The organism is Streptomyces sp. NPDC048417 (assembly GCF_040651615.1).
Lineage (GTDB): Bacteria > Actinomycetota > Actinomycetes > Streptomycetales > Streptomycetaceae > Streptomyces.
Genome location: NZ_JBEZKI010000037.1, coordinates 43,870 through 62,375, shown reverse-complemented (window position 1 = coordinate 62,375; position 18,506 = coordinate 43,870). Strand labels below are relative to the sequence as shown.

15 protein-coding genes and 3 pseudogenes are annotated in these 18,506 nt (G+C 69.2%); 14 read left to right on the top strand and 4 right to left on the bottom strand.

Annotation, left to right across the window (positions count from 1 at the left end; genetic code table 11):
* Window positions 1-115 precede the first annotated feature (115 nt).
* The 4 genes from AB0D59_RS42365 to AB0D59_RS42350 all read left to right on the top strand — a co-directional run bounded on the left by AB0D59_RS42365 (window position 116) and on the right by AB0D59_RS42350 (window position 5,157).
* Window positions 116-1,459, top strand: coding sequence for an extracellular solute-binding protein (locus AB0D59_RS42365; protein ID WP_362576615.1), 1,344 nt, complete (start codon window positions 116-118; stop codon window positions 1,457-1,459).
* Between the two features lie 12 nt (window positions 1,460-1,471).
* Entirely contained in the window at window positions 1,472-2,419 is a 948-nt protein-coding gene (locus AB0D59_RS42360) for a sugar ABC transporter permease (RefSeq protein ID WP_362576614.1), read from the top strand.
* Window positions 2,420-2,430: 11 nt separating this feature from the next.
* Window positions 2,431-3,297: a carbohydrate ABC transporter permease gene (locus tag AB0D59_RS42355; RefSeq protein ID WP_362576613.1), complete on the top strand. Its 867-nt coding sequence runs from the start codon at window positions 2,431-2,433 to the stop codon at window positions 3,295-3,297.
* 990 nt (window positions 3,298-4,287) lie between these two features.
* Complete coding sequence (locus AB0D59_RS42350) at window positions 4,288-5,157, top strand: RICIN domain-containing protein (RefSeq protein WP_362576612.1); 870 nt, start codon at window positions 4,288-4,290, stop codon at window positions 5,155-5,157.
* Between the two features lie 1,005 nt (window positions 5,158-6,162).
* On the opposite strand, the gene AB0D59_RS42345 is transcribed toward AB0D59_RS42350, so the two are convergent.
* Window positions 6,163-7,518, bottom strand: a complete 1,356-nt coding sequence (locus AB0D59_RS42345; RefSeq protein ID WP_362576611.1) for a mycothione reductase — start codon at window positions 7,516-7,518, stop codon at window positions 6,163-6,165.
* Between the two features lie 142 nt (window positions 7,519-7,660).
* Here AB0D59_RS42345 and AB0D59_RS42340 point away from each other — a divergent pair.
* The 3 genes and pseudogenes from AB0D59_RS42340 to AB0D59_RS42330 form a co-directional block, all read left to right on the top strand.
* A pseudogene (locus tag AB0D59_RS42340) lies at window positions 7,661-7,930 on the top strand (ATP-binding protein); the annotation flags it as partial.
* A 275-nt stretch (window positions 7,931-8,205) separates the two neighbouring features.
* On the top strand, window positions 8,206-8,445 hold the full coding sequence (locus AB0D59_RS42335) for a hypothetical protein (protein WP_181803443.1): 240 nt from the start codon (window positions 8,206-8,208) through the stop codon (window positions 8,443-8,445).
* Complete coding sequence (locus tag AB0D59_RS42330) at window positions 8,445-8,825, top strand: toxin Doc (protein ID WP_362576610.1); 381 nt, start codon at window positions 8,445-8,447, stop codon at window positions 8,823-8,825. Before AB0D59_RS42335 ends, AB0D59_RS42330 begins: the two co-directional genes overlap by 1 nt.
* Before the next feature lie 98 nt (window positions 8,826-8,923).
* Here AB0D59_RS42330 and AB0D59_RS42325 read toward each other — a convergent pair whose 3' ends face one another.
* Window positions 8,924-9,823, bottom strand: a complete 900-nt coding sequence (locus AB0D59_RS42325; RefSeq protein ID WP_362576609.1) for an NAD-dependent protein deacetylase — start codon at window positions 9,821-9,823, stop codon at window positions 8,924-8,926.
* A gap of 371 nt (window positions 9,824-10,194) precedes the next feature.
* Here AB0D59_RS42325 and AB0D59_RS42320 point away from each other — a divergent pair.
* The 7 genes and pseudogenes from AB0D59_RS42320 to AB0D59_RS42290 all read left to right on the top strand — a co-directional run.
* Window positions 10,195-10,926 (top strand): annotated as a pseudogene (locus AB0D59_RS42320) (helix-turn-helix domain-containing protein); the annotation flags it as partial.
* A 218-nt stretch (window positions 10,927-11,144) separates the two neighbouring features.
* Window positions 11,145-11,279: a hypothetical protein gene (locus AB0D59_RS42315; protein ID WP_362576608.1), complete on the top strand. Its 135-nt coding sequence runs from the start codon at window positions 11,145-11,147 to the stop codon at window positions 11,277-11,279.
* Window positions 11,280-11,354: 75 nt separating this feature from the next.
* Window positions 11,355-11,468, top strand: a pseudogene (locus AB0D59_RS42310) (N-acetyltransferase); the annotation flags it as partial.
* 233 nt (window positions 11,469-11,701) lie between these two features.
* Window positions 11,702-12,127 (top strand): hypothetical protein, encoded by a 426-nt coding sequence (locus AB0D59_RS42305; protein WP_362576607.1) that lies wholly within the window; start codon window positions 11,702-11,704, stop codon window positions 12,125-12,127.
* Window positions 12,128-12,229: 102 nt separating this feature from the next.
* Window positions 12,230-12,658, top strand: coding sequence for a hypothetical protein (locus tag AB0D59_RS42300; RefSeq protein ID WP_362576606.1), 429 nt, complete (start codon window positions 12,230-12,232; stop codon window positions 12,656-12,658).
* A gap of 620 nt (window positions 12,659-13,278) precedes the next feature.
* Window positions 13,279-14,859 (top strand): cytosine permease, encoded by a 1,581-nt coding sequence (locus AB0D59_RS42295; protein WP_362576605.1) that lies wholly within the window; start codon window positions 13,279-13,281, stop codon window positions 14,857-14,859.
* A 7-nt stretch (window positions 14,860-14,866) separates the two neighbouring features.
* Complete coding sequence (locus AB0D59_RS42290; protein ID WP_362576604.1) at window positions 14,867-15,541, top strand: cyclase family protein; 675 nt, start codon at window positions 14,867-14,869, stop codon at window positions 15,539-15,541.
* 76 nt (window positions 15,542-15,617) lie between these two features.
* On the opposite strand, the gene AB0D59_RS42285 is transcribed toward AB0D59_RS42290, so the two are convergent.
* Together AB0D59_RS42285 and AB0D59_RS42280 are read right to left on the bottom strand one after the other, a co-directional pair.
* Window positions 15,618-16,658 (bottom strand): LacI family DNA-binding transcriptional regulator, encoded by a 1,041-nt coding sequence (locus tag AB0D59_RS42285; RefSeq protein WP_362576603.1) that lies wholly within the window; start codon window positions 16,656-16,658, stop codon window positions 15,618-15,620.
* Window positions 16,659-16,740: 82 nt separating this feature from the next.
* Window positions 16,741-18,501 carry a discoidin domain-containing protein gene (locus AB0D59_RS42280; protein ID WP_362576602.1) on the bottom strand — a complete coding sequence of 587 codons (1,761 nt, stop codon included), beginning with the start codon at window positions 18,499-18,501 and terminating at the stop codon, window positions 16,741-16,743.
* Window positions 18,502-18,506 lie beyond the last annotated feature (5 nt).

Below are 18,506 nucleotides of genomic sequence, written 5' to 3'. Positions count from 1 at the left end.
CGGCGACAGCGGGCCGAGGGGGGACTTCTTGCCGACGTTCTATTGCATCGTTGCAAATCGTGTGCGAGGGTCTGCGCCATCGAGTTCACATCGAATTAACGAGGTGAATACCCCTATGAGCGGAGCGATGGCGCGCCGACGGTTTCTTGCCCTCGGTGGTGGCCTTGCCCTGACCGGAGGGCTCGCGGCGTGTTCCTCCCCGCTCGCGTCCGGCCTGACGGGCTCACAGCCGGACACGGCGGATGTCATCTTCTGGAACCTCTTCACCGGCGGTGACGGCGCCAACATGGTGCTGATGGAGAAGGCGTTCCAGAAGGCCAACCCGGGCACGACGGTCGAGGCGACCGTCCTGGGGTGGGGCAATCCGTACTACACGAAGCTGGCACTGGCCACCGCGAGCGGCACGCCGCCGGACGTCGGCATCACCCACCTCTCGCGGCTTCCGCTCCTGGCCGCCTCCGGCCTGCTGGAGCCGATCGAGCGGACCCCCCTCGGTGAACTGGGTGTCACGCAGGACAAGTTCACGCCGGCGGCCTGGAAGAAGGCCACCGTGGACGGCACCGTGTACGCGGTCCCGCTCGACACGCACCCCTTCGTCCTCTATTACAACGTGGACATCGCCCGCAAGGCCGGCCTGCTGAACGCCGCAGGCGACGATCTCGTGCCCCTCAAGGGCAAGGAGGACTTCGTCGGCGCGGTGAAGGCGATGAAGGACGCGGGCGGCGCCCAGTACGGCGCGGTCATGTCGATCACGGCCGACCCGTCCACGGCCTGGCGCTTCTTCAGCATGGTCTACTCCGGCCTCGCCGGCCCGATCGTCACCGACTCCGGCACGAAGATCGCCATCGACGACGAGGCGATGCAGGAGACGGTCGCCTTCATGCAGAGCCTGACCGGTCCGAACCTGATGCCGAAGAACCTCACCGGAGCCGGCGCCAACGCCCTCTTCAGCACCGGGAAAGCCGGCTTCCTCTTCGACGGCGAGTGGCAGATCCCCACGTACCGGCAGGTCAAGAACCTGAAGTTCAACGTCGTGCCTTTCCCGGCGCTGCTCGGCCCGAAGCCGGTGGCGTACGCCGACTCGCATGCACTCGTCCTGCCGCGCAACGACCGTGGCAGCGAGACCCGCACCCGCAACGCGGCGAAGTTCGTCAGGAGCCTCCTCGACAGCAGCGCGGTGTGGGCCGAGGGCGGACACATCCCGGCCTGGCTGCCGACGCAGCGCAGCAAGGCGTTCCTCGACCAGTCGCCGCAACGCAACTACGTCGAGGCCGCGTTCAACGCCCAGTACGACCCGGTGGCCTGGTACACCGGCGCCGGCTCGGACTTCCAGGGCGTGATCGGCGGGACGGTCATCGAGGCGCTCGCCGGGCGGATCACGCCCAAGGGCATGGCGGCCGCGATGCGCTCGGCCCTGAAGCGGTACACCACGTCCCGACCGCCGGTCACGATGAAGTAGGAGGCAGTCACCATGACGACCGTCGTCCCGACGCGACCGGCACGAGCCGCATCCCCGACAGACCTCACCACCGACCGGCCCACCCCTTCCGAACGCCGGGCAGGCAGACTCCTCACCGCCCCCTTCCTCGTGATCTACCTGCTGTTCCTGGTCGGCCCGCTGCTCGTCGGCGTGGTACTGAGCTTCTTCAACACCACCACCGTCAAGAGCGGCCTCGGGGACTTCGTCGGCCTGTCGAACTACCACGAGGTGCTCACCGACTCCCTCTTCTGGGAGAGCATGTGGCACTCGGTGCTCTTCACACTGCTGACCACACCCCCGCTGGTGATCCTCGCCCTGGGCGTCGCCATCCTGGCCTCGCGGATGCGCCGCGGCCGGCTCTTCTACCGCATCGCCTTCTTCGTGCCGTACGTCGTGCCGTCCTCGGTGGTCACCCTGGTCTTCCTGTGGATGTACACCCCGCAGATCGGCCTCATCCCGAAGGTCTTCGACGCCGTCGGACTCCCGGTACCTGACTTCATCGGCAGCACCTCGGGCGGCTGGACCGCCGTCGTGCTGATGACCGTGTGGTGGACGTTCGGCTTCAACTTCGTCCTCTACACCGCCGCGATCCAGGACGTCCCCGCAGACGTCTACGAGGCGGCGGCGATCGACGGCGCGAGCCCCTGGCAGCAGATCCGCCACATCACGGTGCCGCTGCTCGGCCGGACCACCAGCCTGGTGCTGATCCTGCAGATCCTCGCCTCGCTCAAGGTGTTCGACCAGATCTACCAGCTGCTCGGCGGCGGACCCAACCAATCCACCCGACCGGTCATCGAGTACATCTACGACACCGGCTTCACCGCCTACCGAGGTGGCTACGGCGCTGCCGCCACCATGGTGTATTTCGTCATCATCGTCGCGATCTCGGCGGCCTGGTACGGGCTGCGGCGCCGTCGCGCGACCGGCAGCGCGGCCTGAGCGGAGGACCCATGACCACCATCACCCAGCCGCAGACCGCCGAACCGAAGGGCGCGGTCAACGGCGCCAAGCTCTTCAACCGGCTCTGCGCCGTGTGCCTGACCCTGTTCGCCCTGATCTGGCTGGTGCCCTTCGCCTGGGCACTGATCACCTCACTGCGCGACGACGCCGCCATCACCCAGAGCCCCACCTCGGTCTTCGCCGGCGGCTGGTCGCTGGACGCGTACTCGACCGCCTGGGACAACCACCCGATCGGCACCTGGTATCTGAACAGCCTGGTGATCTCGGTACTCGCCGTGATCTTCACGGTGGCCTTCTGCTCGATGGCCGGATTCGCGCTGGCCTTTCTCCGCTTCCGGGGGCGGGCCCTGGTGATGGCCGTCGTCGCGGCCGGCCTGATGCTGCCGACCGAGGCGCTGGTGCTGCCCCAGTTCATCGAGTACCGGTCGTTCCACCTGCTCGGCACGTTCTGGGCGCTGGTCCTGCCGTCGGTCGCGGCACCGATCTCGGTGTTCGTCTTCCACTCCTTCTTCCGCGGCATCCCCACGGCGTTGATCGAGGCGGCCCGCATCGACGGCGCGAGCTGGTGGCGGGTCTATGCCACCGTCTGCATGCCGATCTGCCGCCCCGCGGTGTCCACGGTCGCGATCCTCACCTTCATCGGCTCCTGGAACTCGTTCCTGTGGCCACTGCTGGTCCTCAGCCAGACCAAGTCCCAGACCATCCCGGTCGGTCTCGCCTCACTGGTGGACCCCACCAGCCCCCAGTACGCCGAGATCATGGCCTCCTCGGTCCTCGGCTTCATCCCGCTCATCGCGGTCTTCCTGGTCTTCCAGCGGCAGATCGTCCAGGGAATCGCAACGACGGGCATCAAGTGACACACCCGGCCCCGCCATCGCGCCTGACGTGGTGAGCAACTCGTTCCACGGGTGATCGGACCGTTCAAGATGCGCGGTCCCCGCTGCGGTGAACTCATGGGGTACGGCATGGTTTCCACGGTCCGTCGGTGCCGTGGACCACGCCGTACCCGTTCGGAACACCGCAGGAGGGCTGCCATGGTCAGTACCCCGGACAGGACACTCAATGGCAGGGTCGCCTTCGGCGGCGGCGCATCCCGCAACCTCGGCGGTCTGAGAAAGAGCGGCTCGCGGGCCCCTGCCGGCTTGAGCGCAGACCAACGGCATCACAGCTCGTCGCCCCGGATCCTGACCCGCCCAACGCTCGCCGCAACTGTGATGTTGATCTCATGGTTACGGAAAGTGGTGACGGTGTGAAACCGGTGAGGGGTTGGTAAACGCCATTCACAGGCTACGCACAGGATTCATCTAGCCTCCTCCTCGCGCCGAGGCTACCGACCGTAACTTCCCCTGTCCGTAACGTCCTTGCCATGAGAATCAGCGTTATGTCCATGGTGGCGTCCGCTCCTGGACGGACCTGGCCAGTCCGTATGTCCGGGAGCGCTCGGCGTGTCCACGGGGGGAGCGCCAACACCATGTGAGGGCCCATGTGAGGGCCCATGTGCGGGCCTGACCTGTCCCTCCCAGGAGTGCGCCTCCAGCAGCCACCCCAACAGAGAGGGATACGCGTGTTGCGTAGACCTGTACGCCGTCATTTCAGACGCCCCAGATGGACGGCGGGCCTAGCGACTCCGGTCGTCCCGGTCCTCTCCCTCGCTCTCCTCGCGACCGGAGCGGTACAGCCGGCTTCGGCCGTCGCCGGTGATCCACGCACTGCTCCGGCCGCCGACTCCTACGACGGGTACGACGCCAAGGCAGCCGAGCAACTGCGTTTCGACCAGTGTCTGATGGCCGACGGCCTACGCAGAGGCGGGCCGAACATGTACGGCCTGTCCAGTGCTTCCTTGCCGTTTGCCGGCGGACCAGTTGCACCAGAAGGCGGACCGCTCCTGGGGCACCGGCGCGTTCGCCCAGTCATTGCACAAGGACAGCGACGACTCCGACGCCTGGGTGAAGAAGACCGACGACACCCGCCAGGCATGGGGCACCACCGTCAGCGGCCTGGACAGCTATCCCGGCGCCCCCGCGAAGGAGAACCTCTTCGACAAGACGGGGCTGCTTCCCTGTCTCTACCAGTCGTACTTCAAGTCGATCGACCTGCTGTCGCCTTTCTACGACCCGTCACCGCAGGCGGACGACAAGACGAAGAAGGCCGTTCTCGCGATAGGTGACCCGCTGTACACCAACGGCGGGACGAGCCAGGAGCAGGAAGCCTGGAAGCTGTGGAAGAAGAACTCCGGCGACCCGGTCCCGAACGAGATCTTCGTCCCGCGGGTGTTCGCTGAGGACGCCCGTATCTTCCTCGCTTCCGGGGGCTTCCCCAGGACCGCGCCGACGCCGGAGTCCCCGGAGTTCCGTATCGCGGTGGAGGACCTCAAAGCCCGGTTCGCCTCGTGCGCCTGGCACGACCCGGTCGACCCCGACCGGGTGCTGGGCAAGGAGGTGGCGCAGGCGTCCGCCGAGTGGCAGTTGTGGGCCACGTACGATGGCGGCCACACCCTGCGCAACCCCAACTCGGTCAAGTGCCTGGAGGTGCTGAACGGCAGCAACGCCGACGGCACGAAGATCCAGATCCGCGACTGCGGCGGTGCCAAGGCCCAGCAGTGGAAGTTCGACGTGCGCAGCGCCGGTCCGCTGGTGAACGCGGCGTCCGGCAAGTGCCTGCACCTGCCGACGTTCGACAACAGCAAGGACGCTGTCTCGTCAACGTGCAATGGCTAGGCGGCACAGAAGTTCCGGATCGTCGCCAAGACCCACACCGCAGTGCGCCGGCCAAGGCCGATGTGGACAAGGCCAAGGCGGCCATCACCGCCGCGCAGGCGGAGGCGAAGAAGCAGCTCGCCGTGGTCAAGGCGCAGCTGACCACGGCACAGAAGGCCGCGACCACGTCGGACACCGCGCTCCAAGCCGCCTATGCCGTCGCTGATGCGGCGGGTGCTCCGCGGGGCCGGGGTCTGCTGGTCGGTTTGCAGAAGGACCAGGTCATCAAGGGTGCGGCTGCCGCACTCCAGGCGCTGGAGAAGGCCGGCGAGACCGCGGAGGCCGCAACGCGTGCCGCGGCCGGGGACAGCGCGACCATCGCGCAGCGCGCCCTGGCACAGGCGGCACAGTCGAACGCGGAGTTCCGCAAGAAGGCCGCCGAGGCGGCCGAGGTGCAGGCCAAGGCCGCGGCCGACGCGGCCAAGGTCCACAGGGACAACGCCAAGAAGGACAAGGAGACCGCGGAGGCCAAACTCGCTGTCGCGGTGAAGTCCGAGGGCGACGCCAAGGCGGCCGCCGCCGACGCGCACGCCAAGCGCCTCGCGGCCGAGGCCGAGGAGAAGACGGCCAAGGCGGAGAAGGAGAACGCCGCCGCCAGCCGGGCCGAGGCCCTCGAGCACCGCAAGAACGCCGAGTCCGAGGCGACAAAGGCAAAGGACGTCAAGGACAGGGCCGAGGCCGCCGAGAAGACCGCCGAGGACCGGCGGGACGACGCGGTCAAGGCCAAGGACAACGCCCCCGCCGGACCCGGCTCGTCCCCCGTGCGTGGGCCGCCGGTCACGGCGGTCCGGCTCCGCGAGCGGTGGCCGAGCCCGTCGGCCACGCCATGCCAGGGGCCGCGCGGGTCCCGGACATACGGGTCTCGTGCCGTGCGGTTCTCGGGGCGCGGCGGTGGTGACGGTGGGTCCCGGCACCGGGCGGGCAGGGCATCCCGTTCCCTCGGTGCGTCCCGTCCGCTACGCCCGACTACAGGTCCAGCAGCGCCTGCTCGACGGCTTCCGTCAGAGCCGGGTGGATGTACAGGACGTCGTGCCCGATCCGGTCCACCGTCAGTCCCAGGGACATGGCCTGGATCAGGGGCTGGACGAGCGTCGCGGCCTGGGGCCCGATGATGTGCGCGCCCAGGAGCATGCGATCGGCCGGACTCGCGAGGAGTTTGACGAAACTGGTGGTGTCCTCCAGGGCCCATCCGTAGGCGGTCTGGGCGTAGTCGCGGACGCTCACCAGGCAGTCGATGCCGCGCCGCCGCGCCTCCTGTTCCGTGAGACCGACACTGGCGATCTGCGGACTGGTGAACACCGCGTGCGGCGCCACCCTGTTCGGCAGCGTGCGCACGTCCTGCGGATGGAGGATGTTGTGCCGCACCAGCCGGGACTCGGCGTTCGCCACGTGCTTGAGCTGGAAGTGGTTCACCGCGTCGCCGAGTGCCCACACCCCGGGCACGGACGTGCGGTAGGTGTCGTCGGTGACGATGTGACCGTGTTCGTCCAGCTCCAGCCCGCCGTCGACGGCCCGCAACCGGTCGGTGTTGGGCCTGCGGCCGACGCACACCAGCAGCATGTCGGCCTCGACGGCGTGCTCACCCTCCGGACCCGTCACCAGCGCCGCCACACCGTCCCCCTTCGGCGCGACCGAGGTGACCTCGGCGCCGAGCAGCACACGGTGCCGCTGTGAGGCAAGCTCGGTGAAGCGCTGCGACACCTGCTCGTCCTCCGCCATGAGCAGGCGTGGCCCGCGCTGCACGATCGTGATGTCCACGCCGAACGACGCGAACACGTGGCCGAACTCGGCCGCGATGAAGCCGCCGCCGAGCATCAGCATGGACGCGGGCAGGGCGTCGATCCGCATGATCGTGTCCGAGGTGTGGAAGGCGACGGTGTCGAGGCCGGGGATGTCCGGCACCACCGGCCGCGACCCGACAGCGACGACGAACGTCTCGGCGGTGATCCGCTCCGTCCCGACCTCCAGCACCTTCGGGGCGACGAAGCGGGCCGCCTCGGTGAAGACGTCGACGCCCTGGCCTCTGCGGTACTCCACCGCACTCTCGTGCAGCGGATCGATGCGGTCGAACACGCGGTCCCGGACGGACTTCCAGTCGACGTGCGCGACGCTCGCGTGGACGCCGAGGCGCCGTGCCGCCCGCGCGCCCTCGGCGGCGTCCGCGGCGACGACGAACATCTTGCTCGGTATGCACCCCCGGTTCAGACACGTGCCGCCGAAACGGTCCGGTTCGACGATGGCGGTCCGGAGGCGATCGAATTCCTCGGACAGCAGCATGTTGCCGCTGCCTGCCCCCAGGATGACGAGATCGTAGTGCCGCATGTCTTCCACCTTCCGTGGGCGGGACACCGGCCTTGCGCCGCATGGCTGTGAGCGTGCGGTCCTACTGATCACAATTCTGTCCGCATGCGCCGCTTTCCACCACTGCCGGACGTGAGGGCGGGCCGGCCCGCGGCCGGCGCGTGAACTGATCACCAATGCGCCGCGTCACACGCGCGGTCCGCTCAGGCTCAACCTGCAACTGCGCGACTCCCGCCTGCTGTGCGAGGTCGAGGACACGGAGTCCTCCAGCCCCGCGCGCGGCGCAGCGGACCCGGATGCGGAGAACGGCCGGGGCATCGAGCTCCTCGACCTGCTCGCGGACGCTTGGGGCAGTGTCCGGACCGCCACCGGCAAGGCCATGTGGTTCGAGCTGCAGGCCGAAAGTCATCCTGGTGAGACGGTGGCACCGTGATGATGGTGGCCTGTGGTAGTCGCGGTCGGCCGAAGTCCCAAGGCGGCGCTGTCAACGAGTGGACACGACCAAGAACGGAGAGTTCGGCCAACGCGAACGCATCGTCCACGAACGGTCGGAGACGGCCTGCCGTCGGTCGGGTCCGGAGTCCAGGACGAGGTCCGACCGTTGCGTTCCGCACTGACCGTGTACAGGACCGCGATCGCAATCGGTGCCGGAGGGCGGGTCCGGTGCCCCGCTTCACGGACAGGCACCTAGTAGGTACCCTCTCTGGTATGCCATCGCTGAACGTGTCCTTCACCGACGAGGAACTCGAAGGTGTGCGGGCTGCGGCCGCCGCCGAGGGCAAGAGCCTCAAGCAGTACCTGCACGACCTCGGAATCCGCGAGATGCAGCGCAAACAGTTCGTCGCGGGCGCCACCGAATGGGCGGAGCGGCTGCGCGGCGAGTTCGACGAGGCCTTCCCCGACGAAGTGCCGCCCGCCGAACGCGGCAACGGGGCCGCTGCCGCCTGATGCCGCCCCTCTACATCGACGTCTCCTGGCTGCTGGACGTCCAGGAGAACGCGCTCGGCCACGACGACCTGACCGTGGCGGACTACTCCGCGCTGGTCGCCGCCGTCGCCCGCCACAAGACCCGGATGCCCACCCTCGCGACAGCCGACCCGGACACGGCCTGGCGCGCAGCGGCCCTGCTGCACACGATCGTGCGCCTGGAGCCGCTCCCGCACCGCAACAGCCTGTACGCCGCGTTCATCGCCGCCCAGTACATGGCGCAGGCCGGCGAAGGCATCGATCCTCCCTACGGTGCCCTGTCGGACCTGGTCGGCAAGGTCCGCGACATCCGTATCAGCGTCCAGGACGTCGCCGACCAGCTGCGCGACTGGAAGCTGTAGCGCCGGCGCCGGTGCGGAATCGACAGGGCAGTCGTGGCCTGCTGATCTTTGCCTTTCCATCCTGGGGAAACGGCTGCGGATGTCCGCCGGAGGGCGCCTCAGTCCGCAGGCCCGCCGCCGACCGGGATGCCCAGCCGGTGGGCCACGGTGGTCAGGGCCGGCCCCAGGGGGAGCGCGACCCGGGTGAGGGCGTGCGGGTCGCCCCGGGTCGGGTCCTGGTTGACGATCAACACCTGCTTTCCCTCCTGGTGCGCCTGGCGGACGAACCGGAGCCCGGACATCACCGTCAGCGAGGAGCCCAGGACCAGCAGTGAGGACGCTTCACGGACCAGCCGTCGGCAGTGCTCGACGCGCTGTGGCGGAACCGCCTCGCCGAAGAACACCACGTCTGGTTTGAGTACGCCGCCGCAGTCGGCGCAGGGCACGACGCGGAAATCCCCGACCTGCGCGTCGGTGAGGTCGGCGTCACCATCCGGGTTGATCCCGGCGGCCACGGGGTCGAAGCCGGGGTTCTCGGCCTCCAGCCGCCGGGCGAGTTCGCGGCGCGGGCTGAAGGCGCCGCAGGAGAGACAGACGACCCGGTCGAGGCTGCCGTGGAGTTCCACGACGCCCTCGCTGCCGGCGGCCTGGTGCAGGCCGTCGACGTTCTGGGTGATCAGACCCGAGACGCGGGCGTGCCGTGCGTAAGCGGCCACGGCCCGGTGCCCGGCGTTGGGGAGGGCCCGGCCGAAGGTGCGCCAGCCGAGGTGGCTGCGCGCCCAGTAGCGGCGCCGCGCGTGGGCGCTGGCGGTGAAGTCCTGGTAGGTCATCGGGGTGTGCCGGCTCAGGCTCCCGCCCTTGCCCCGGTAGTCCGGGATGCCTGATTCCGTGGAGATGCCCGCGCCGCTGAGCACCAGCACACCGCCGGTGCTCAGCGCGTCGACGACCGGTTGCAGGTCGGTGGTTCCCGGCCGCAGATCCGCGGCGGGGGTCCAGCTCAGGGTGGGGCGCATGCGCATGCTGTCAGGGTACGGAGTCGGCGGCGGCGCAGGGCCGGCGCAGGTGGGGGCAGGACGACCCGGCACTCGCGGAATCATGGTCCGCGGCTCCGGCAGCCACGGCAAGACCACCACGGTCTGCGCCGTCACAGCGGCATTCCAGGACACCTGGCTCGACCTGCACCACTCCCTCAAATCGAACACGATCGAGGGCACTTTGGAGCTCCATGCGCTGATCCTGGACGACACCGACCGGCTGCGCATGCGCTGGGCCGATGACCTGGACGTCCTGGGCCTGAGCCGATCGCTGATGAGCCTTCAGGTCACAACGGGGATACACCGTCCAGACACGAGTCCCAGGTGGCAGGCTCGCTCCGGCGCCGGGCGGGGTCGTCTATCCCCGGGCGCCCGTCACCCGCGACCTGGCCGACGCCACCAGGGAACTGGCGGGCCGCTCCGGCCGGGTGGCGTCCGTCTGCTCAGGGGCGTTCGTCCTGGGCGCCACCGGCCTCCTGGACGGCAAGCGCGCGACCACCCACTGGAAGATCGCGCGCGAACTCGCCGAGCGCCACCCGAAGATCCGCGTCGAACCCGACGCCATCTACGTGCGCGACGGCACCACCTACACCTCGGCGGGCGTCACGGCCGGCATCGACCGTGCGCTGGCCCTCGTCGAGGAGGACCACGGCGCCGACGTCAGCCGGGACGTCGCCCGCGCCCTGGTCGTCTATCTGCAACGCGCGGGCGGCCAGTCGCAGTTCTCCGCGCCGCTGCAGGGCCCACCGCCCCGGTCCCCGGCCCTGCGCACGGTCGTCGACCTGGTGACGGCGGATCCCGGAGGCAACCACTCGCTCGACGAGCTCGCCGGACATCTCCACCTCAGCCCCCGCCATCTCACGCGCCTGTTCCGGGAGGAGCTGTCCACCACACCGGCCCGGTACGTCGAGTCGATCCGTTTCGACATCGCCAAGTCCCTGCTCGACCAGGGGCACACCGCGACCCAGGCGGCCTCGCTGGCCGGGTTCCCGAGCTACGAAAGCGTCCGTCGCGTCTTCGCCCGGGAGCTCTCCATCGCCCCCGCGGCCTACCAGCGCCGCTTCAGCACCGCCCGTCGCGCCCGGTGACTCCGATCCGGATGGGTCCGCCGCCGTCGCCGCGGGGCCCCAGGCTGACGTGACGGGAAGGCAGGTGTCGCGGGCCGGCGGACTCTGAGCGCGCGCCCGCTGCCGCGGCTACGACCATGACGAGTACCGTCGGCTCGTCGGGGATCTCGGTGTGAAGCCACTGACCGCCCGCCGGGGCACCAAACACTTGCTCTGGGCTGGGCGCCCGATGTTGAGTCGTGGCACGTGCCTCTGCCCATCTGCCCTGGTTCCGCCGCCTGCGCATCCGCTGGGAGATCCGGGACGTCCACGAAGCGTTCCTCATCCTCGGGTGCGTACTCATCTGCTGGCGACACCTGAACGCGATCCGGTAGGAACTCCGTGACACAAGTACGACATCGGCTGAGCGGCACCACCAGGGCCGTGCGCTTCCGTGTGAAGATCGCGATGTGAACGGCATACGATTTCGCCTCGCCGCTGATGCCGACTTGGCTTCCATCGTTCGGCTACGCGACGATGCTGCTCGATGGATGCTCGCTCAGGGGATCACCGGCCAGTGGCAGTGTCGGGTGCAATGCAGCATCCCCAGTGAGGGCGGCGCCCGAGGCCGGGGCTTCTTGCGGTGCGAGGCGCGCGACGGCGTTGGGCGCCTCTGGGTACCCATTCCGTGAGGAGTTTCAGGCGCGCCGTGTTGGGCGTTTACCTACTCCTCGGCGATCCGGTGACGATCCGTGGAGATCGGCGCAAGGCGACGCCTTCGTGATCCATACTCTGTGTCGGCAGGTTCGGGGAGGGCATGTCCATGCAGCACAGTTGCGGGATTGCACGAGTAGTCAGGGGAGCAGCGGCCGTCGTCGTCGCGACCGTCCTGGTGAGCGGTTGTTCGTCAGACGATCCAGCGCAGGCCAAGGGGTGGCAACGGGACTACTGCACCAAGCTGGGGTCCTGGCAGGATGCGGCGCACGCCGCAACAACCGACGAAGCGGACGGCGATACCGGTGACGGGCAGAGTCAGTCGCCCGAGCTCGACAACACCGAGTGGGCAGGGCGTGCGGTCATCGAGGCCTCAAAAAGGCTGGACCGGGCAGGACTGGAACACGGTGGCACCCGCATCCTCGATGACACCGTCAACGCGGTTGACGGCGACGAGGGGGCTGAGGGGCGAGCAGTGTCTTACTGCGACAGCGCAGGCTTCGAGACCTCGGTCAGTTGGCCTGGCTAGTACTGCGAGCGCATAGACACCTCGGGCGCTTGAGAAGGCAAGGTCGTGGTGGTGAGTCCGTGTGTAGCCTGTCGACCTGTTCGAACAGGCAGAGGGCTGAGGGTGGACGCGGAACGCCGGCACGGAGGCATTCAGCTCCCTGATGGGTCGTGGTGGGACTGGGACGTCATCGCCTGGAACGCCGCTGAGCTCCGGCTGGCGGCCGGGCATGACCTCGCCTGTCACCATGGGCTGGAGCTGGTCTTCGCCCATCCCGCGCTCGTCAGGTGCCCGACGCAGTTCCACGACCCGGTGTTCCGTGCGCCGACGAGCGAGGAACTGGCGCGAGTCACTGGTCAGATCGGTGAAGAGCCGCTGATTCTCGTCGCGTTCGAGGCGGACGCGGGCGGACCGGAGCCCGTCTCCTGTCTCATCGCCGCGGAACACGTCGAGGTCGTGCAGGAAACAGTTCTGCGGTACTGGCGCGATGACACGGCCCCTGATCAGCGGTTTGCGCCGTGGGTGCGGCCGCCGGGGCCGCGGGCGAGCTAAGCGGCCACCAGGGCAGACGCTGACGGGAAGGCAACGGCCTCATCGAAGCAGCGGCCGCGCTGGAGGCAGTGGTACAGCTGGCCGAATCATGCGCTTGCAGAGGTTGCGATGGGCGGCGGCGTGCCAGTCCCCGTGGTCGTCCCGCCGCCTGCGGCAGCGGGACTTGGCACCGGGGGAAGCGGTGACTGCGGAGAACGCCCAGAGATAGCCGGCATGGTTGAAGCGGTCGTTCTTGACCCACCGCCTGGTGATGGACGACTTCCTGCAATCTGGAACAGAACGCTCTTCAAGTACTCGTCGTGCCGGTAGCGGCCGCCCGACGGCTCGGTCATCGCTGTCACCGTCCACCGGTCGCCACGGCCGGCGCGTCGCGCGGCACCCGAGGGCTGAGCCGGCGGGCATTCCCCGCAATGGATGAATGCTCCACCTCTGACGCGCAAGATGGATGTTCTACCTGCTGGCGCAGATCACCGGCCCGGCTTTAGCGTCGGCACACCCTCCCAGGACGGCTCCCGCTCCCACCGCACACCCCTGCGGCGAAGGCGGGGCCGTTCTCCCCTCGCGCCATCACGCGCTCCATCGCCCGCGTCCGGGCCCAAGCACTTCGCTGGAGCACACTCTTGTCCGAGAATTCCCCCGCCACGTCGTCGCAGTCTCTCACCGAGGTGGAGACCTACGGCGTCGAGCGCATCCCCGACGCGGACCGCACCGCGTCGCCGCTCGACCTGTTCAGAGTCGCCTTCGGCGGTGCGAACACCTTCTCCACCTGCGTCCTCGGGGCCTTCCCGATTCTCTTCGGCCTCTCCTTCTGGCAAGGGCTCGCGGCCACTCTCCTCGGAGTCGTCGTCGGCGCGCTGATCCTGTGCCCGATGGCGGTCTTCGGCCCGGTCAACGGCACCAACAACGCCGTCGCCTCCTCTGCGCACCTGGGTGTGCACGGCCGCGTCGTCGGTTCGTTCCTGTCGCTGCTCACGGCCGTCGCGTTCTTCTCGATCTCGGTGTGGAGTTCCGGAGACGCTCTGGTCGGCGGCGCGCACCGGCTGTTCGGACTGGAGCAGAACAACCTGTCGTACGTGGTCGCGTACGGGCTCTTCGGCTTCCTGGTGCTCGCGGTGTGCGTGTACGGGTTCCGGTTCATGCTGTTCGTCAACAAGATCGCGGTGACCTCGGCGACCCTGCTCTTCCTGCTCGGAGCGATCGCTTTCGCCGGTGATTTCGATCCCTCGTACGCCGGTGCCTTCACGGCCTCGGCCGACTCGGCGACGCAGGCACTGTTCTGGCCCTCCTTCATCGGCTCGGCGCTGATCGTGCTGTCGAACCCGGTGTCCTTCGGCGCGTTCCTCGGCGACTGGTCGCGCTACATTCCGGCGGACACGGCGCGGCGCAAGGTAGTCGGCGCCGCGTTCCTGTCCCAGATCGCGACCCTGCTGCCGTTCGTGTTCGGGCTCGCGACCGCGAGCATCATCGCGACCAAGGCACCGAAGTACGTCGACCCGGCGGCTCCGGACTTCGTGGGCGGTCTGCTGGCCATCTCACCGAGCTGGTTCTTCCTGCCGGTGTGTCTGCTCGCCCTGATCGGCGGCATGTCGACCGGTACGACGTCCTTGTACGGCACCGGGCTCGACTTCTCGTCGGTGTTCCCGAAGCTGTCGCGGGTCCAGGCGACGGTCCTGGTCGGAGTCCTGTCGATCGCGTTCATCTTCATCGGCCGGTTCGGCTTCAACCTGGTGCAGTCCATCTCGACGTTCGCCACGATGATCATCACCTGCACCACGCCCTGGATGGTCGTGATGATGCTCGGGTTCTACAACCGGCGCGGTTGGTACGACCCGGACGCGCTCCAGGTCTTCAACCGCCGCCAGCGTGGCGGCCGTTACTGGTTCACGCACGGCTGGAACTGGCGCGGCATGACGGCCTGGTGGGTGGGTGCCGTGGTCGGTGTGCTGTTCACCGACATCCCAGGCCAGTTCGTCGGACCGCTGGGCGATCTCGTCAACGGCATCGACATCAGCCTGCCGCTGTCGCTGGCTGTTGCCGCGGTGCTGTACCTGACGCTGCTGCGGATGTTCCCCGAGCCACGGGCGGTGTACGGGCCCGACGGCCCGCGGCTGGCCCGTACGATCGATGTTCCGGTGCCGCCGATCACCGGTCCTGGTACGGAGAGCGAGGGCACGCCCGCCCTCGCCGTCGAAGGCAGTTGATGCGCTGATGGAGAGCTGGCTCGACCTGTCCGTGCCCGTGGCCACCGGGATGCCCGGCTACCCCGGTGACCCGGAGGTGGAGGTCTCCAGGGCGTTGCGGGTCGCCGAGCACGGGGTGAACGTCCTCCGGCTGCACATGGGGTCGCAGTCCGGAACGCATGTCGACGCGCCGTACCACGTGGACGAGGCGTGGCCCACGCTGGACGATCTGCCGCTGGAGCGGTTCGCGGGGCCGGCGGTCGTCGCCGATGTCCGCGGTCTGCCCGCGCGGGCGCCGATCACTTGCGACCTGCTCATCTCCGCCCTGGGCCTGCTGCGGCTGCGGCCCGGCTCGATCCTGTTGCTGGCCACCGGGTGGTCGCGGCACTGGGGAACCGAGGACTACCTCGCCCATCCCTGGCTCACGCCCGAGGCGGCGCAGGCCGTGGTCGCGGCGGACTGTCTCACCGTCGGGATCGACGCGCTGAGCGTCGATCCGACCGGTCCCGCGGATCTGCCCTCGCACCGGGTGCTGTGCGGAGCGGGCGCTGTGATCGCCGAGAACCTGACCGGGCTCGGACGCGTCGCGGACGCGCAGGCCGAGGGATGTCCGGTCGAGGTCTTCCTGTTTCCGATGCGCCTCGCGGGCGCCGACGGGGGCCCGGTCCGGGCGACGGCCCGCATCACGTCCCCCGCGCGCTAGGTGTAGATCACGGGTGTCCGGCATCGGCGGGCGGGACTCCAGCCGGCCGCGTCGCCGACCCGTCCGAAGAACACGGCTAGGCCGAGTCGCGGATCACCAGCTCCGGGTCGAAGATGACCGATGTCGCATCGGTGCGGCCGGCGTGGATGTGCTCGTCGAGCAGGCGGGCCATCTCCGCCGCCATGTCCTCCACCGGCTGGCGGATCGTGGTCAGCCGGGGCCGGCAGGTCACGGCGATGCTGGAGTCGTCGAAGCCGACGACCGCGACGTCCTCGGGGACTCGGCGTCCGCGCTCCCGTACCACCTGGCAGGCGCCCTGCGCCATGAGGTCGTTGGCGGCGAAAACGCCGTCCGTGTCGGGGTGGCGGGCCAGCAGGTGCGACATGGCCGCGAGACCGCTGTCCAGGGTGAACCCGCCCTCGGCGACCGGGACGTAGGGGTGGCCGTGGCGGGCGAGTGTGTCACGGAACCCGGCAAGGCGCTCCTGGCTCGCCGCCACGTCCAGGGGGCCGCAGACCGTGGCGGGTCGGCGACAGCCCCGCGCGAGGAGGTGCTCCGCGGCGAGGCGCCCGCCGTCCCGGTGCGCCAGGTCCACGTAGCTGAGCGGGACCGGACGGGAGGGACGAGCGAAGAGCACCGCGGGAAGCCGGGCGTCGGCGAGAAGGGCGGGGAGCGGGTCGTCCGCGTGGGTGGAGACCACGAGGGCGCCGTCGGCACGGCCCTGGCGCAGGTAGGTCAGCACCTCCTCCCGTGCCTGGGCGGACTCGGCGAACATGAGGACAGGGTGCATCGAGCGGGGGCGCAGGAAGCCGACGATCCCGCTGACGACCCGTCCGAAGAAGGGGTCCGCGAACACCGATGCGGCGAAGGCGTCCTGGCCGGCGTCGCTGGTGTCCCCGGCGCCGGACATCACCAGGGCGACGGTCTCGGCCCGCCGGATCACCAGGGAACGGGCGGCCCGGTTGGGCGCGTAACCCGTCCGCTCGATGGCCCCGCGGACCACCTGCTGTATCTCGGGATCCACGTTGCGGATGCCGTTGACGACCCGGGACACGGTCGCCCGGGAGACACCGGCCTCCCGGGCGACGTCCTCCAGAGTCGGGGCCCTTCTGCTCATGCAGGCACCCTAACGGACCTGCGAATCCGGAAATAGAGCGCTCTCCCGGAGCGGGGCGTGCACTCCGGGAGAGGTCCGTCCGTCAGGCGTAGACGCCGAACTCGTACAGTGAGTAGCCCCAACCGGTACCCCGCGCCGTGCCGTTGATGCGGACGTAGCGGCCGGTCCCGGTGACGTCGAAGTCGTCGATCCCGCCGTCGCCGTCGGACACGGTGTGTACGGTCTGCCAGTTCTGGCCGTCGTCGGAGGTCTGGATGGTGTAGGCCTTGGCGTACGAGGCCTCCCAGGACAGCTGGACGTGCCGGAACGTGGTGCGGGTGCCGAGGTCGACCTGGAGCCACTGGGGGTCGCTCCAGTCACTGGCCCAGCGCGTGGCCTGATCGCCGTCGACCGCGTTGGCCGCAGTGCACGGGCAGTCGCCGTAACTCGCCTGGTAGGACGAGGCGGTGGCGGGTTTGCCCCGTGCCACATTGTTGCCGGACGGAATCGGCGGGACGACGCGGACCGAGCGGGTCTCGACGCCGACGTTGCCCCGGCCGTCCGTCGCCTTGACGTAGACCTTCCAGACGCCGGGGCGGTCGGGCGCGGTGATCTTGAGGCGACCGCCGCCGAGGTCGGTGGAGGGCAGTGAGGCCAGGTTCTTGCTCTGGTCGATGTAGTTGCTGTTGTCGAGGACCTCGTAGGAGATCCGGTCGCCGTCGGGGTCGGAGGCCTTCACGGCCAGGACGAGGTCACGTCCGGCCTGCACCTGGCCCGCGCCGCCCTCCACGGTCAGGTCGGAGATGACGGGCGGGGTGTCGTCGTGGCTGGTGTCGCCGCCGTAGGCCTTCTTCACGGCGTAGTACGACAGGCGCTTCTGGCCGGCGGGGAGCAGGTTGAACCAGATGCCGCCGAAGTCGTACTCGGTGCCGTAGTGGAACATCGTGGCGCCGAGCGCGACCCCCTTGTGCCCGGTGACGCAGCCCCAGGCCCGTGTGTAGCCCTCGGCCTTGGCCTGGTCGGAGGGCTCCGACGGGACGCCGTTGGCGTCGTCGGGGACCTCCCACTCGCCGGCCGGCCCGGTCTCGGTGACGATGTAGGGCTTGGTGTAACCCCCTTGTTGCCAGGCGGACTTGATGTCGCAGACCGCGTTGTAGGAGTTCACGGCGTACAGGTCGAGGTCCGGCGCGTTCTTCTTGAAGTAGGGCCAGGCGCCGACCCAGGCGTCGGTGGACGTGACCGGGTGGTTGGGATCGACGGCGTGGATCTTCTTGGTGATGTCGTTGACGAGGGTGGTGTAGGCGTCGCGCTGTCTCTCCAGTTCGTCGCCGCTGTAGCAGTTCTGCAGCCCGAGGACCGACTCGTTGCCGACGTCCCACATGAGCACGCCGGGGTTGTCCTTGTAGGTCTGGACCCACTTGGGGAACTCATCGAGCACTTGGTTCTTGTAGGCGGTGTCGGTCAGGTAGTTGACGCAGCCGCCGCTGCCGGGACCGCCGCCCGGCTGCAGCCAGAAGCCCGCGACGACCTTGATGCCGTGGGCGGCCGCGGAGTCGAACAGCGGCTTGCTGGCGGCGTCGGTGCCCCAGGTGCGGATCGTGTTGACGCCCATGGACTGGAGGTCCGGGAGGTACTTGTCGGCGTCCGCGACGCTCGGGCCCCAGGTCAGGCCCTTGACCTGGTACGGCTGCCCGTCCACCGTCAGCTGCCAGGCGCCCTGGCTCCCGGTGACCTTGACGACGCTGCCCGCGGCGTGGGCCTCGGCGGCAGGCAGAGCGGCGAGGAATCCGGCGGTCAGCACGCCGGCGGTGAGGGGTGCCGCGATGCGGCGGGTGCGGGTGCGGGTGCGGGGTCGTGGGGTCATGCGTG

What these genes read in the sequence shown, in the direction of transcription:
- AB0D59_RS42355 (WP_362576613.1), top strand. Translation starts at nt 2,431, where the DNA reads ATGACCACCATCACCCAGCCGCAGACCGCCGAACCGAAGGGCGCGGTC.
- AB0D59_RS42280 (WP_362576602.1), bottom strand. Translation starts at nt 18,501, where the DNA reads ATGACCCCACGACCCCGCACCCGCACCCGCACCCGCCGCATCGCGGCA.
- AB0D59_RS42325 (WP_362576609.1), bottom strand. Translation starts at nt 9,823, where the DNA reads ATGCGCATGCGCCCCACCCTGAGCTGGACCCCCGCCGCGGATCTGCGG.
- AB0D59_RS42335 (WP_181803443.1), top strand. Translation starts at nt 8,206, where the DNA reads ATGCCATCGCTGAACGTGTCCTTCACCGACGAGGAACTCGAAGGTGTG.
- AB0D59_RS42345 (WP_362576611.1), bottom strand. Translation starts at nt 7,518, where the DNA reads ATGCGGCACTACGATCTCGTCATCCTGGGGGCAGGCAGCGGCAACATG.
- AB0D59_RS42285 (WP_362576603.1), bottom strand. Translation starts at nt 16,658, where the DNA reads ATGAGCAGAAGGGCCCCGACTCTGGAGGACGTCGCCCGGGAGGCCGGT.
- AB0D59_RS42290 (WP_362576604.1), top strand. Translation starts at nt 14,867, where the DNA reads ATGGAGAGCTGGCTCGACCTGTCCGTGCCCGTGGCCACCGGGATGCCC.
- AB0D59_RS42365 (WP_362576615.1), top strand. Translation starts at nt 116, where the DNA reads ATGAGCGGAGCGATGGCGCGCCGACGGTTTCTTGCCCTCGGTGGTGGC.
- AB0D59_RS42360 (WP_362576614.1), top strand. Translation starts at nt 1,472, where the DNA reads ATGACGACCGTCGTCCCGACGCGACCGGCACGAGCCGCATCCCCGACA.
- AB0D59_RS42330 (WP_362576610.1), top strand. Translation starts at nt 8,445, where the DNA reads ATGCCGCCCCTCTACATCGACGTCTCCTGGCTGCTGGACGTCCAGGAG.
- AB0D59_RS42305 (WP_362576607.1), top strand. Translation starts at nt 11,702, where the DNA reads ATGTCCATGCAGCACAGTTGCGGGATTGCACGAGTAGTCAGGGGAGCA.